This window comes from Stenotrophomonas sp. STEN022, assembly GCF_056760155.1.
In genome coordinates this window covers 1-14956 of sequence record NZ_JBRREG010000064.1, presented here as the reverse complement: position 1 = coordinate 14956, position 14956 = coordinate 1, and the positions used below count along the sequence as shown (strand labels likewise).

Sequence of the window (14956 nt, the reverse complement as noted above, 5' to 3'; positions counted from 1 at the left end):
GATGTGCTGCAACCGGCAATCCCGGCGCTACCGCGCCGGGATCACCTGCTGCATCGATCACACCCTATCCATCAATAGCGGAAGGTCAGTGCCATCCGCGCGGTACGGCCCGGTGCCGGCAGGATGCCCAACGCCAGCGGGTCCAGGTAGTAACGGTCGGTGGCGTTGTCCAGGTTGACGTCCAGGTTCCACTGGTCGTTGAACGACCAGCTGGCGAACAGGTCGACGATGGTCGCCGGGCGGTACAGCTGCTGGATCGCCGACAGGCCGACGTTCCATTCCTTGTCCAGCTTGCTGATCGGGCCGGCGTTGTGCACCACGCGGGTACCGAAGGTCAGCCGTTCGTCGAACAGGCGCGAACCCAGGGTCATGTTGACCGTGTAACGCGGCGGGTTCTGGGTATTGCTGTACGAACCCTCGAAGCCACCGTGCACGCAGTTCGGAGTGTTCTTCAGCTCCTCGATGTTGCGCTTGATGCCGTACTCGCGACGCTCGCCGGCGATATCCGGTGCACAGGTCTTGGCTTTGAAGTAGTAGTGCGCGGACAGGTCGGCGAACACCTTGCCGGCATCGTAATTGGACTGGAACTCCATGCCCGACACCTTGAAGCGATCCACATTGCGGATCAGGCCGGCCGACAGCGTGCGGTAATCGCGGGTGATCAGATCATCCACGCGGGTATCGAAGTAGGCCAGCTTCAGTGCCAGCTGGTCGCCATTGGCGAACAGATCGCGCTTGATGGTACTTGCGCCGATTTCCCAGCTGCCGGAGCGCTCAGGCTTCAGTTCGCCCACCGGCTTGGCGGCGGTGAACAGGCCCAGCGTGGTCTCGAACAGGCTCGGCAGCTTGGTGCCCTCGGCGTACTTGAGGTAAACCATGCTGTCGTCGTCGAAGTGGTAGGTAACGCTTGCAGTCGGCGAGAACGCACTGTCGCGGCGCTTGATCGGCTTGGACCAGGTCCAGCTCACCGGCACCATCAAGTCTTCGGCGGCATCGGCGTCATAGAAGTTCCAGCCGCCGATGTCGGCTACCGTGCCCTTCTTGTACGGGGAGGCGAGCAGCGAGGCCTGGGTGAAGTTTCCATTGGCATCCGGGTACCAGTTCAGCATCGCGATGCGCTTGGCACGCCATGACGGCAGGCTCGGGTCACCGTTGAGCAGCTGGGTGTAGCGGTACTGACCCTGGGCCTCGAACTTGTCCTCAGTCGCCAGGCGATTACGGTCGTGCACGCTGACGCGATTCCAGCGACCACCGGCCATGAATTCCCAGTGTTCATTGGGTTCCCACTTGATCGATGCGACCGCGCTGTATTCCTTGCGCTCGGCATTGCGCAGGAAGCGGTTGTTGACCAGATCGTCATGCATGATCGGCGAGTTCGGGCGGATGTCCTCGTCGCTGAGCGACAGGCCGTAGTCGAAGGTGAACAGACCCGCGCTGGTTTCCAGCAGCGAGGTATTGCTCACGTCCAGGCCGAAGCGCTGCTGCTTCAGCGGGTTGGCATAGGCATCCTTGTAGCCGGGGTTGCCGCTGAAGCTCGGCGCGTCATACCACTCGGTGCGGCGATCGAAGTACCACGGGGTGATACCGGTCAGGCTGTTGTACATCAGGCTTTCGGCAAGGGTGTACCAGGCGTTTGCACGCAGGTCGACCAAGGCGCTGTCCGGGTTGAAGCGATAACGCAGGCTGTAGCTGTCCATGTCGACATGGCCCGGGTCCCACTGTGGCACGCGGTCGCGGTCCACGCGGATGATCTGCGAGGCCATGATCTCGCCTGCAGTGCCTTCATAGCGGCGGTAGCCCAGCTCCAGCGTCTGCGCATCGTCGATGCGCCAGGTGCCCTTGAGCAGCGCCGATTCCGAACGCGAGGAGGTGTTGAACACTTCGGTGCGCGGCGGGTTCAGCGGTGCCAGCGTGCGCCGGGTCTGCGGGAAGTCGTCATAGCCGTGCTTGCCGCCGAAGTAATTGCCTGTATCGCGCCAGGCATAGGCGGCGACCAGGTCGAAACGGTCCCAGCGCTGGGCCACTGCCACGTTGGCGAACTGGTTGCCAGTGGCGTTGCGGTCAGTGCGCGGTGCGGCGCTGTAGTCGGGCACGTTGTTGGCGCTGTTGTTGGCCAGGCCGGTACGCACGCGGATGCCGCTGTCACGGCCTTCGCGCAGCACGTCATCCACTTTCAAGGTCTCCATCTCGACCACGCCACCGATGCCGCCGGAGGCATTTGCCTGCAGGCTCGGCCCCTTGGTGATGGTGATGTTGGAGATCAGGTCCGGATCGAGGTAGGTGCGCTGCGACTGGCCAGCGTAACCACGGTAGGTATCCATGGTGGACTGGCCACCATCGATGATCACCGGGATGCGGCTTTGCCCCTGGATGCCACGGATGTTCACGTCCAGGGCATTGCCCACGCGCGGATCACCGGCGGTGACGCCGGCCACGCCCTTGATGATGTCGGCGGTGGAGGTGCCACGGAAGCGTTCGATGGTCTGCTGCGGGATGTAGGCGGTCGAACCGGTGGTGCGGTAGGTATCGAGCAGGCGCGCGGCATCACTGCCGCTGCCTTCGCCACCGCGTTGATCGCCGGCCACGCTCAGCGTGCCGGTCACGACCAGGTCATCGGCATTATTGGCACCCGCCGGGAGTTTTTCGAGCGTCACCGCACCATTGCCGCTGCGGCGGGCTGCGAGGCCGGTGCCGCGCAGCAGCTGCTGCAGGGCCGCTGCCGGTGCCAGCTGGCCGGAAACCGGTGCCGAGGTCGCACCGTCAGCCAGGGCTGCGGTATAGGCCACCTGTACACCAGACTGACGCATGTACTGACCCAGGGCTGCGGCAAGCGGCTGTGCGGGGATGTCGAACTGCGCGGAGGCACTGGCCACGGTGGCCTGCGCCATTGCGGGAACGGCTGGCGTCATCACTGCCAGGCCGGCGGCCAGCATCGCGACGTGCAGACGAGACAAGCGCAGGCGTGGGCCGGCGCGGAAAGAACTGGGCATTGAAAATCCTGTTGTCGAAGCCGCAATCAGGCGGCGGAGGTTCGACGTACGTGGCGGCGGCTGAGGTACGGTCGGGGTTAAGACGAATGAACCGGGCAAACCCCCAAGATCAATCGCCCAGCTCAGCTAGCGACGCGCTGGCAGCTCGTTTTCCTGTGCCTGCACGATCGCGATGCCGAACGGCAACCGCGTCACGCGCAAGCCACTGCCCGCAGCCAGCGCATCCAGCGCCTGCTCGGGTTGATCCAGACGCAACGCGGCATTGATCGGCGGCAACGCCGACAGATCGCCACGCACGAATACATGGCCGGGCCGATAACGCCCCAACTCAGCCAGCACCTGCGTCACCGGCACGTTCTCCAGCAACAGCTCGCCGCGTCGCCATGCAGCGACATGATCAGGCGCCAACTCCGCGCCGCGCTCGGCAACGCCGCCATTGCTCCAGCCCGCGGCCTGGCCTGCCTGCAGGTACATCCAGCCCTGGTCAGGGCGCGCTGCTACCCGCACACGCCCCTGTTCGACCGCGGTATCGACGCGATCAGCTTCCCGGCTGACCACGAACGCGGTGGAGATATCCTCCACCACGCCATCACCAACCGTAACGCGGAAGGGCGCGCCGGCTTGCGGCTCAACCTCGAACCAGGCGCGCCCGCGCAGCAGCTCGATACGCCGGCCAGCCTCGCTGTAATGCACGGCAATGGCCGCACCGGCATCCAGCACCGCGGTTGAACCGTCAGGCAGGTGGACATGCTGGATGGCCACATCCGCGCGGTGGTCCGCGCGCATGCGCAGCGCCAGCTCCGGCGCCGACATCACCCCGCAGAACAGCGCCAACACCGCCACCGCCGCCAACCAGCGCCGTTGCACATGCCGCTGCGGGCGCTGCACCAGCACCGTGGTCTGCGGGCGGGCAGCGAGACTGCGCCAGAGCACGCGTTCATGTTCAAACGCATGGCGGTGCCCGGGCTGCAGCAGCCACTGCTCGAACGCCTGCATGTCAGGCTCGCTCATGGTTCCCGATGCCAGCCGCAGCACCCAGTCGCGCGCCTGCTGCGCAACGGGATTCTCGGACGGGACGGAAGAGGACGGCGGGCGCATGGGCTGGCTCAGGTGGTGATGCTGTTGGTGGGTACGGACGGAATACAAGACGATTGGCAGCGCCGCATCCCCAAGGGTAGCTGCGAGGCTAGTCGCCGCTGCGCGCCCAGGCCAGGCGCTGCAGGGCCAGGCGCAGATGGTTTTCGACGGTGGTCACCGATACCCCCATGCGCCGCGCCACCTCCGGCTGGGTCAGCCCCTGCAGGCGGTTCAGGCGGAACATGCTGCGGGTGGGCTCGGGCAGGTGGTCGGCGGCTTCCAGTACCCGCGCCAACTCATCCTGCGCCATCACCTGCTCTTCGGTGGACAGCACCTCGTCCGCTCCCCACAGGTAATTCTCGGCCTGCAGGCGCAGCCGGCGCGTGCGTTCACGGCCGTGATCGGTGGCCAGGTTGCTGGCCAGCCGGTACAGATACGCGCGCGGATTGCCGATGACCGGCTCGTTGCCGACCCCGCGGACCTTGAACCACACCCCCTGGATGACGTCGTCGGCACCGCCGTCGCTACCGAGGATCTGCCGCACCAGACGCAGCAAGGCCGGGCGTTCGCGGATCAGAAGTTCGGTCAAGGTGTTGGCGTTGCTGGACATGGAGGGGCTGTGAAGGCAAGGCAGGCCACCTGCGTCAGGCGGTCTTGGGCAGGCAAGGATATCTCCATAATGATAATGGTTCTCATACGTATTGCGCGACAGTGCGTTCTTCCGCCCGCTCCGGATCAGCCCGCGAGCCCGGGTTTGGTGCGCCGCAATAGTGGTGCGCGTAGAATGGAGCTCTTTTTCAACCAACAACGATTCGGAGTCAGCGCAATGAGCCTGAAATTGGTCTCGCCGGGCAAGAACCCGCCGGAAGAAATCAACGTCATCGTCGAGATCCCGAAGGATTCGGAGCCGGTGAAGTACGAAATGGACAAGGAAAGCGGCGCGATGTTCGTCGATCGCATCCTGTCCACGCCGATGCGCTACCCCTGCAACTACGGCTTCGTGCCGCAGACCCTGTGCGGCGATGGCGACCCGGCCGACGTGCTGGTGGTGCTGCCGCTGCCGCTGGTCCCGGGCTCGGTTGTGCGCTGCCGTCCGGTCGGCGTGCTGAAGATGAGCGACGAAGCCGGTAGCGACGAGAAGATCCTGGCCGTGCCGGTCGCCAAGATCTTCAGCGGCTACGCCCACGTCGAAGACATCGCCCAGGTGTCCAGCCACTGGCTGGAGCGCATCGGCCACTTCTTCGAGCACTACAAGGACCTGGAAAAGGGCAAGTGGGTCAAGATCGAAGGCTGGGGCGACGCCGCCGAAGCCAAGCGCATCCTCAGCGAGGCGCACAAGACCTACCTCGCCACCCAGGAACAGGACGTCTGATTGTGCCGGCGCAGGGTCGTAACACGGGCCCTGCGTAGCGACAACCATCACGTTTTCCTTGCAGAGGGCATGACCCTTTGCCAGCGAGCAGCTACATTGACAGGCCGGTCTCCGGCCTGTTTTTTTGTGCGGATTTTGCGTTTTGTCCAAGGGGAAGTGTCTTGCGAATCCTGTTAGTCGGTGGCGAAGCCAACCTGTCGGCCGAGCTGCTTGAGTACGTCGCCGATCTGGGCGATGAGTGGGAAGTACAGTCGGTCCCGGATGGCAGTGCTGCTATCGTTGCGGTGTCCTCGGCCACCATCGACGCGATCATCGTTGCACCGGTATTGCCGGACCTGGCACCGGCCACCCTGCTCGGCCAGATCCGCACGCTGCGCCCGGAAACCATCCGCATCGCACTGATCGACGGCGACAACAACCAGCGCGTGCCATCGGCCCGCATCATTGGCGTAGCCCATCGTTTCCTGCCGCTGCCGCTGGCCCCGGAAGTGCTGCTTGAAGCACTGACCAGCCTGGAGGAGCTACGCGAACTGCTGGACAGCCCGCACCTGCGCCAGACCATCGGCCGCATCGAAAAGCTGCCCTCGCCGCCACACCTGTACATCAGCCTGACCCACGCGCTGGAAGAGGACGAGGAGAGCGACTCTGCAGAGATCGCCAAGCTGATCGCAGCCGACCCGGCCATCGCCGCCAAGGTATTGCAGCTGTCCAACTCGGCGTTCTTCAACAGCGGCCGGGCCATTTCCGACCTGCGTGGCGCAGTGACCCGATTGGGCATGGCCACCCTGCGCGACCTGGTCCTGGCCAGTGAAGTATTCGCCCTGCCCGGCATGTCCGGGCCCGACCGCAACGCATTGCAATCACGCGCATTGATGGCCTCACGCCTGGCCGCCAAGATGCTGCCGGCGTCCAGCGCCGAACTCGGTTCCACCGCCGCACTGCTGGCCGATATCGGCCTGCTGTTGCCCGGCGTACGCGATGAACGCCAGGCCGCCGAGGCCGATGACCCGCGTCCCGGCCACGCCGAGGCCGGTGCCTATCTGATGGGCCTGTGGGGCCTGCCGATGCCGATCATCGAAGCCGTCGCCTTCCAGCTGCAGCCGGGCCGTTCCAATGTACGCAGCTTCTGGGTGGCCGGTGCCGTCCACGTCGCCACCGCACTGGCCGCCGGTACCGCGGTTGATGAGCAGTATCTGGCCAATGTCGGCGTACTGCCCAAGTTGGAGCAATGGCGGGCAATGGCCGATGAGCTGATGGGCGTCAGCCTCGAGGCATGAACCTGCGCCTCAGCAGGCTGAAGAATCAGGATTGAATGACAACGGCCGCATAGCGGCCGTTGTGGTTTCTGCGTACTGAACGTGATTGTGCTGCCCGTGCGGCGTCGGCTTGCGTTGCTCGGTCCATCCAGGGTCCGCTGCGCTTACGGGCCTGGCGTGTGTTGATGGACTACGTGGTACTCCACGCCGACGCTGATTGGCGGTCAGTGCACGCCCTGCACCAACGACTACTCAGCGCAAAGAAAAAGGGTGAGCCTTGCGGCCCACCCTTTGTCATGCATCACAGTGCTTCGATGGATCAGAAGCGCTGGGTGTACTTCAGGTACAGGAAGCGACCGATGTCGAAGCCACCGTAGTACGCGAAGGCACTGTTCGGTGCCGAGTACTGCAGCGCACCGCGGTGGTTGAACAGGTTGTTCGCGCCCACTGCGATGGTGGCATCCCACGGCGCCTTGTAGCTGACCTGCAGGTCATGGAACGTGTTCGAACCGGTGGTACGCAGCGGAGCCTTCTCACCGTTCTGGTAACGGTTCGGCTGGTCACACCAGCCCTCGGCGGTGGTGATGCAGCTTTCCTTCATGCCCGAGTAGTAACGCGCGGTGTAGTTGACACCGAAATCGCCGTATTCCCAGTTCACGCCCAGGTTCGAGCGCACGCGGAAGATACCCGGCGAACCGACGTTGCCGATGGTGATCTTGTCACCAGCCTTGTTCTGGCCGGCTTCGTCGTACTTGGCGGTGTAGCTGGTCTGCGAGTCGATGGAGATCTGACCGAACGACATTTCCGGCAGACGGTACTTCACGCCCAGGTCGTAGCCTTCGGTTTCCATCTGGCCCAGGTTGGCCAGGCCGTAGAACATCTCGCTGATATGGCCATCGGCCGCACGCACGATACCGGCGCAACGGCTGCTGTCACCCAGCACATAGCAATCACGCAGGATGCGGCTGACGCTATCGGAGATGATCATGTCGCTGATCTGGTAGTTGTACCAGTCAAGCGAGATGTCCAGACCCTGCACCCAGCGCGGGCTCCACACCAGACCCATGGTCTTGCTCTTGGAGGTTTCCGGCTTCAGGTTCGGATTGGAACCAGACAGGAACTGGTCCGGGGTAGCGCACGGCGAGGTGGTGCACGGCACATAACCCTGACCCAGCTGTACGTAGTTCGGGGACACGCCTGCGGCGGTGCAAGCGGCATTGCCGGCAACGCTGCCAGCCACGCCTACCGAGCAGGGATCGATGTAACGCTCGAAGCTCGCACCAACGCCGCCGTACATGTTGTCGATCGACGGTGCACGGAAGCCTTCAGCGTAGGTGCCGCGGACCAGCAGCTCATCCAGCGGACGCCAGGTGACGCCGAACTTGCCATTCACGGTGTCGCCGAAGTTGCTGTAGTCCGAGTAACGACCAGCAACGTTGATGGTCAGTTCCTTGGCGAAAGCCATGTCGGCCAGCACCGGGATGTTCAGCTCGAGGTAAACCTCGTCCAGGTCGTACTTGCCGTTGGTGGTGTCCTGCGCCAGACCGGTGTACTGGCCCGACTGCATGAACGCATCCGGCACGTAGCGCGCTTGTTCTTCGCGGTGCTCGACACCGAAGGCGAAGCCCAGCTCACCAGCCGGCAGGGTCATGATCGAACCAGCCAGGTCAGCGGTGAACGCGGTGGTCTTGGAGACACCGGTGGTGGTGTAGGTCGGGAACAGGAACTCCTGCAGTTCCTTGTTGTCCAGCGAGCCCGGGCCTGCAACGCCGATCGGCAGCAGCGGGTTCCATGCCAGGCAGCCTGCGATCGGCTTGGCAGCAGTGCCGCAACGGGCAACGCCATCAGCGTCGATGAACGACTGGCCCAGTGCCTGACGCGCAGCGATCAGGCTCATGTCGCCGTGGTTGCTCTTGACCGATTCGTTGCGGTTGAACAGTGCGCCGACGTTCCAGTCGAACGACTTGCCCGCGAAATCGAAGAAGCCACTGACCGACGGCGCAAAGCGCAGGGTCTTCAGCTGGCTGTCGGTGGTACGCGGCACTTCCGAAAGACGACGACGGAAGTGGATTTCCTTGCCGATCGGGTTGAACGCCGAATTAGCGGCCATCGGGGTGTTGATTGCCGCCGACTGCGACTGGTACGGATAACCAGCGATCTGCTGGTCCGTGTTGCGCTCGTTGTACAGAATGTCCGCATTGAACGAGATGTTGTCGGTGAAGTCGTACGTGCCGTTGACGTATACCGACTTACGCTCGATGCCGGTCTGCAGGCTCATCTCCGGGTTGGCGTTGGTGTACTCACCCTGGGTAATGGGATGGTAGTCAGCAACATTCTTCGGATCGCCACCTTGATTCAGGGTGCACCATGCGTCTGCGCCGCCCGGACCACACGGACCAAGCCAGCTGCCCTTGTTGGTCAGCGCGCTCCAGTCGGCGGAGGTCGAGTTCGGGCCACGGCCGCCATCACGCGAATACCAGCGGTCACCGGCCATCACCGGATCCTGCTTGGAGTATTCAGCCGACAGGGTCAGGCTGCCACGCTCGCCGGCGGCGCCCATGGTGAAGGAGTACTGCTCCAGGTCACCGTCGCCTTCGCCGTACTGGCCGATATGGACATTGGCTTCAGCACCGTCGAAGTTCTTGCGGGTGATCACGTTGACCACGCCGGCAATGGCGTCCGAACCATAGATGGCCGAGGCGCCGTCCTTCAGCACTTCAATGCGCTCGATGGCCGACATCGGGATCTGGCTCAGATCCTGGTAGCCGCCCGAGGTAGCGCCCAGGCGCTTGCCGTTCATCAGCACCAGGGTGCGGGTAGCGCCCAGGTTGCGGATATCGATGTAGTAACCGCCCACGTTCTCGCCCGAAGCCAGCGATTCCGAACGCGAGATTGCCGGGGAACCGGCCGAGGTCATGTTCTGCAGCACATCAGCGACCGAGGTGAAGCCCTGCTTTTCCAGGTTCTCACGGCTCAAGGTCAGGATCGGCTGCTGGGTTTCCATGTTGGCAGCGCGAATACGCGAGCCGGTGACTTCCAGGCGATCCAAGGTGGTCGCACCGGCAGCAGCTTCCTGCGCCGAAGCAAAAGAGGGGGTCAAGGCAATAGCAATGCCGGCCGGGAGCAAGCCCAACCGCACTGCAGAATTACGAAGCTTCATCAATCTCTCCAAAGAGCTAAACAAACGACAAAGTTAGCGGTGTGTTAAACACCCCTGAACGTTACGTTCGTACTGCCACCTTGGTTTTGCGCAAGCCATCCTTAAGCTTTGCCGAATCTGGCTTCAACGCCACCGGCGTCTCTCGATACTGCGTGGCCGACGCACCGAAACGTGCACGAAACGCACGCGCGAAGCTGCAACAGTTGTCAAAACCGCTGGCAGATGCCACTTCACCGATCATCATGTCGGTATCACGCAACAGCATCGCTGCGCGTTCCAGTCGCAACCGCGCCGACAGGGATTGCGGACTCTCTTCATACAACGCCTGGAAGGTCTTGGACAGATACCAGCTGGAGAAGTTGGTCAGCTCGGCCAGCTCGCCAATGCGTACGACGCGATGGCTATTACCTTCCAGATACATGCGCGCACGCTGCATGCGGCCAAATACCTGTCGCTTGCGGATACGTGAGCGCCCCGGGCAACGCTGCACGGTGCCGGCGAGATCACGCTGCAGGGAGGCAAGGTGCAGCAGCAGTGGACGCAACTGGTGGATGGTTGAACCCGGTGCCTGCGCTTCGCGCCACAAGCGCAGCGCCAAACGCGCCTCCGCCAGGCTCATTCGGCCACGGCCGGTATAAACACTGCTATCAGCCAGTGTGCCGAGCATGCGCAAAGCATCGGCATCCAGACTGACACCAATGCACATGCCATCACGGCCAGCTTGGATCAGCGGGCGTGATTCCTTTTCGAAGGCGATCCACTCGCGCTGGCGCAAGCGGAACTTGCCTTCCTTGGATTCCACCCATGCAGTGCCACGCAGCTGCAGCCACACCGTGAATACCGTGCCCGAGGTCTGCAGGCTGCCCAATCGCGCTACGCCAACGCAAGCTGGACGCGGGCCATCCTCCGCAGGCTTTTCGAACGATACAGACTGACCACGATCCACCCACGAAACCTGCCGCATGTCGCACACCATCGTTTGCTCTTATTGAGCGAACGTTTTGCCAACTTTGGCGGCGAGGGTCAGGAAAGTCCGGCGAGAATGCTGCGAATCCTTCCCGATAAGGCATCCGAAAAATTTCCGAAGCCACAATTTCCTATGGCGACAACCACTTAGCCAAGCCCATCACCCGTCGTGGCGCGCGATGCGGGATGCGCATCATCCCGATATCGGCATTGTCAGCGGCGGCCAAAGCGATGAATACCGCACTTCCATCCGGCGCCAGACTCACGCCATTGCCCGCCCCGAAGCGGCTCGCGTCCAGGCATTGGCTGGCGCCATCACCGGCAATGGCGGTGAGCCGGCTACTGCAATCCCGACTTATGTCCTGGTATTCCACGGCGCCATTGGCCGCCACGGCCCAAGCGCGATAACGCCAGCGGCTAGGCAAGTCAGCGTGTACGGATTTCACGCTGCTCTGGGCCAAGCTCGGCGCCGCCTGCCAAAGCCCGCCACTTGCCAATCGGGTGAACAGCACCCTTTGCCCAGCCCGGTCGTACCGCACCTGCGACACGCCCTCCAATGACGCCAAGCGCGCCCACGGCTGCTGACTGCGGTCAAACAAGGTCAATGCCATCCGCTCGTCGCCGCCGCGCTCCACCACCAGCAGCGTATTGGGGGCAGGCCCATACACTGCCTGCAACGGCTCACGCGCTGGCACTGCCAGCTTTACCCAATGGCCCTCTTCCGGTGCTACTTCGTAAATGCCAGGTGCCCCGTCAGTGTCACGCCCAGTCACCAGCAGACGCCGCCCATCGGCGGACCAGTCCATGGGCTGCCGCGCCTCGGGGCGTACCCCTTCAATCATCTGCAGGGAGGCCGGCTCATCCAAGCGCGCCCACCACAGTGCAAACGCACCAGACCTGTCCGAGGTGAAGGCCAACTGCGCACCATCGGGTGAGGCCATTGGCTGGCCATCACGCGCGGAGGAAGCGAACAGGCGCTGCGCCGGTCCAGCTCCAGCTCCCAGTGGAATACGGTACAAGCCGAACTGCGGCTGGCTGCGCATGAACGCCAGGTTGCCACCACCACGCGACATCGCAGGGCTCTGTGCATTGTCAATACCCATGTCACGCAGGGCGCGCGTCGCCACGTCCAAGCGATACAGGCGCGCCTCGCTGTCGATACGGCGGCCGAACACCATTTCATCCGAGCCCAACCAACTCCAACCCCTGATTTCGGCGGCCTCATCGGTCAAGCGCTGCGCATTGCTGCCATCGGCATCCATCACCCACATATCCCCCACCTGGGGATTGCGTACGAAACCGATCTTTTTTCCATCCGCCGAGTAGCGCGGTGCATAGTCGAAGTCGTCTGCACCGATCTCGTATTGCAACGAGGACCAGCGCCCTGATGCCAGATCCAGACTGCGGATGCCGCGGCTCGCGTAACGGCCGGTCATGGAACCAAACAGCAGGCTGGCGCCGTCCGGCGCCCAGTCAAAGCTGAGCATGTCGGTACCGTCGCAACGCGTGGCGCGGCGCAGACCGGTACCGGTTGCCGACACTACCAACACCTCGCAGTCGCCCTGCGGCAGGAAGCGCGCAAAGGCAATATTGCGGCCATTCGGCGACCACACCGGGAAACGGTCCGAGGCCCCGGCAGGTGCTGCCAGCAGCGGCGTGGCGGTCGCATTGCTCACACTCTGGATCCACAGACTGGAGCGATTGTCCCGCTCGCGCGCGAACACAACCAACGCACCATCAGGCGAGAGTGAAGGATTTACCTCGACGTCTTCGGTCGCGGTAATCAGCCGATAGGGCCGCGCAGGACTGCCCACCACCCGATTACCCTCGACAACCGTTGCATCCACCTGCGAAGGCGTTCCGCGCCCCCACAACAACCACGCCATCACCAGCGTGCTGAGCAACAAGGCAATGCCGATTGCCAACAAGCCATAACGACGCACCTTGCGGCGTTTGTAGCGTGCCGATCCGCGCCCGTCCGCAGACGCTGGATCAGCGACCGCCGCGCCAGCGTTTCCAAACGCATCAACAGTCCCAATTTCCGGGCTCGACTCCCATACCACCGCGGCAAGCAGCCGGTATCCGGTCTTCGCGATGGTCTCTATATAAGGTGCACCCTCACCGGCCTCGGTTGCGGCGAACGCCTTGCGCAACTGGGTCACAGCCTGGGTCAGCACGTCGTTGGTCGGCAAGGTGTCCGGCCAGACCTCGGCAAACAGCTCGTCGCGGGTCACGACCTGGCCTGGCCTACGCGCAAGCGCCAGCAACACCCCCACCGTTTTCGGTGTGAGCCGCTGTACTTTGCGTGTGCCTGGCAGATGCACCTCACGAGAGGAAAGCACCACCAGACACTCACCGACGCGCAGTCGGTCAGAGCTTGGTTTTTCGGTGGGGTTCGTTGCCATCGCGGTCTTTCAAAATCGCTGGCGGACACCAATCCTGTGTCCAGCTTTCCGGGGTCCAACCCCTTACAAGCCGCCAAGTTCCGCAAAAGGCATCAACGCACAGAGCAAATGTTTTATCTGGAACAGATATTACTCTAATGAAGTTCCCCACGTGCCAAACGTGGACGACATCAGGCTCTCTCTCGCCGACGAAATTACATAATCAGCTACATGATTCGCGCCTTCTGGCGCGATTTTTTTATCTAACGTTCAGTTTTCTCTGCCTTGTAGATGGTCAGGCCAACCAGCCTTGAAACCACCAACGCAACGTACATAACGCCTGCAAACTGCTCCAGCATCACCAAAGCACGTGCCTGTGGATGCACAGGAACCACGTCACTCAGGCCCACCCCTGACAACAAGCTGAAGCTGAGATAAAGCAACTCGACCCAGCTCCTGAAATCGCCTTCGCTGGTGGCGACAAAACTGCCTGGATAGACGTGCTGGCACACTGAATAGGCAAATGCGAACGCCCAAGCCAGCAAGGTAAAGGTGGCGCCAGCGGCAAACAGCTCATCTCGTGTCACCTTGTGGTCCTGCAGCATGTAGGCAATCAAGCTGCATGAGGTATAGAAGTACAGCAGGCTCTCGAAGGCCTGCGCCACCGCGATCAGCGAATGGCGCCCCAACAAGGCACCGGCGATCGAGAACACCACCGCCGGGATCGCCAGCGTCAACGCCAGCCACAGCAGCAACGGGCTGCGCCGCACCACCCATACCGCCAACCCCAGCACCACCATGCCGAACGCACCGAACAGCGCGCGTCCGGCCGGCATATGCTCCATCGCGGGGTAGAGCAGTACGCCGAGCAACTGCACCGCCAGCAACCACGCCGACGGGTGCCTGCGCGCCATCACAATCCACCTCAAGCGCGAGTGCATACGCATCCCTTCATTGCCTGTGCCGAACGATGTAGTTGAACCAAGTCCCGCAGGCGCGGAGCTCAGGGGGTCGGGCTAGCTGCCATCCCGGCGCGATACGGATAGGTGGCAAAGATCGCTGCCACCGCCGCATCGATCCGCTCGCCACGCTGTTCCGGCTTCAGCCGTCCGACCGTGCCGACCGCAACGCCTTCCCAAACCAGTTGCTTCTTCCGCACATCCACCACGTCCACGTTCAAGGTGCCTTCCGTGTACTGGCGTACATCGGTGCGGTCGCGCCAGTAAGGCACGGCAACATAGCCGCGGGCGCGATAGCTGTAGTAATAGTCGTAATCCACTTCCGGCATCGTGGTGACCTGGGTCTTGTCCTGCAGATAGGCGTTGAGGTTCACCCACAGGTCCGGGTTGGCTTCATCGAACCGGTAACCACGTGACTCCATCTGCGTGCGCACCGCAGCGCGGATGCGATTGCTGGTGATGGTGGTATAGCCGTGCTGTTCAAGCGCCAGCGGGCTGAAGAACGCGAAGCTGCGGTAGCGCGAAAAGTCGGCAGTAGGATCTGCCTGGCTGGCGACGCGCGGGGTGCTGGCACACGCGCCCAGCAGGAGCAACGTGGACAAGGCGAAAAGCAGAGCAACAAAGCGAAGTTTCATGGTCTACCCCTGGTGTGGACGGCTGCACGCTACCACGTCCGTACCCGCGCTGGCGTCAAGCAGTGGCCGGGGGCCCCCCCTGGGTGCCCCCGCCCGGCACACCAGCGTATTAGACCCGCTTGACCAGCGCGCCCCGCGCGCGGGAAGGTGGCGCTTT

10 protein-coding genes are annotated in these 14956 nt (G+C 63.0%); 2 read left to right on the top strand and 8 right to left on the bottom strand.

Features of this window, described 5'->3' with window-relative positions:
- Window positions 1–71 precede the first annotated feature (71 nt).
- The 3 genes from ACVOMF_RS13730 to ACVOMF_RS13720 form a co-directional block, all read right to left on the bottom strand.
- Complete coding sequence (locus ACVOMF_RS13730; protein ID WP_481509795.1) at window positions 72–2990, bottom strand: TonB-dependent receptor; 2919 nt, start codon at window positions 2988–2990, stop codon at window positions 72–74.
- Window positions 2991–3116: 126 nt separating this feature from the next.
- Complete coding sequence (locus ACVOMF_RS13725) at window positions 3117–4088, bottom strand: FecR family protein (protein WP_481509794.1); 972 nt, start codon at window positions 4086–4088, stop codon at window positions 3117–3119.
- Window positions 4089–4176: 88 nt separating this feature from the next.
- Window positions 4177–4677, bottom strand: coding sequence for an RNA polymerase sigma factor (locus tag ACVOMF_RS13720; RefSeq protein WP_481509793.1), 501 nt, complete (start codon window positions 4675–4677; stop codon window positions 4177–4179).
- A gap of 216 nt (window positions 4678–4893) precedes the next feature.
- Between ACVOMF_RS13720 and ppa the strand changes: the two genes are divergently transcribed.
- Both ppa and ACVOMF_RS13710 read left to right on the top strand, forming a co-directional pair.
- Entirely contained in the window at window positions 4894–5439 is a 546-nt protein-coding gene (gene ppa / locus ACVOMF_RS13715; RefSeq protein WP_282268572.1) for an inorganic diphosphatase, read from the top strand.
- A gap of 161 nt (window positions 5440–5600) precedes the next feature.
- The gene (locus ACVOMF_RS13710) at window positions 5601–6716 is read left to right on the top strand and encodes an HDOD domain-containing protein (RefSeq protein ID WP_481509792.1); all 1116 of its coding nucleotides are present in this window, start codon (window positions 5601–5603) and stop codon (window positions 6714–6716) included.
- Between the two features lie 298 nt (window positions 6717–7014).
- Here ACVOMF_RS13710 and ACVOMF_RS13705 read toward each other — a convergent pair whose 3' ends face one another.
- From ACVOMF_RS13705 to ACVOMF_RS13685, 5 genes are all read right to left on the bottom strand, one after another.
- Window positions 7015–9855 (bottom strand): TonB-dependent receptor, encoded by a 2841-nt coding sequence (locus ACVOMF_RS13705; RefSeq protein WP_481509791.1) that lies wholly within the window; start codon window positions 9853–9855, stop codon window positions 7015–7017.
- A gap of 61 nt (window positions 9856–9916) precedes the next feature.
- Window positions 9917–10819, bottom strand: coding sequence for an AraC family transcriptional regulator (locus ACVOMF_RS13700; RefSeq protein ID WP_481509790.1), 903 nt, complete (start codon window positions 10817–10819; stop codon window positions 9917–9919).
- A 133-nt stretch (window positions 10820–10952) separates the two neighbouring features.
- Window positions 10953–13226 carry a winged helix-turn-helix domain-containing protein gene (locus ACVOMF_RS13695; protein WP_481509789.1) on the bottom strand — a complete coding sequence of 758 codons (2274 nt, stop codon included), beginning with the start codon at window positions 13224–13226 and terminating at the stop codon, window positions 10953–10955.
- Between the two features lie 242 nt (window positions 13227–13468).
- A complete protein-coding gene (locus tag ACVOMF_RS13690; RefSeq protein ID WP_481509788.1) occupies window positions 13469–14152 on the bottom strand; it encodes an ion channel in 684 nt (227 codons plus the stop codon).
- A 56-nt stretch (window positions 14153–14208) separates the two neighbouring features.
- Window positions 14209–14799 (bottom strand): DUF4136 domain-containing protein, encoded by a 591-nt coding sequence (locus tag ACVOMF_RS13685; protein ID WP_481509787.1) that lies wholly within the window; start codon window positions 14797–14799, stop codon window positions 14209–14211.
- Window positions 14800–14956: the final 157 nt, after the last annotated feature.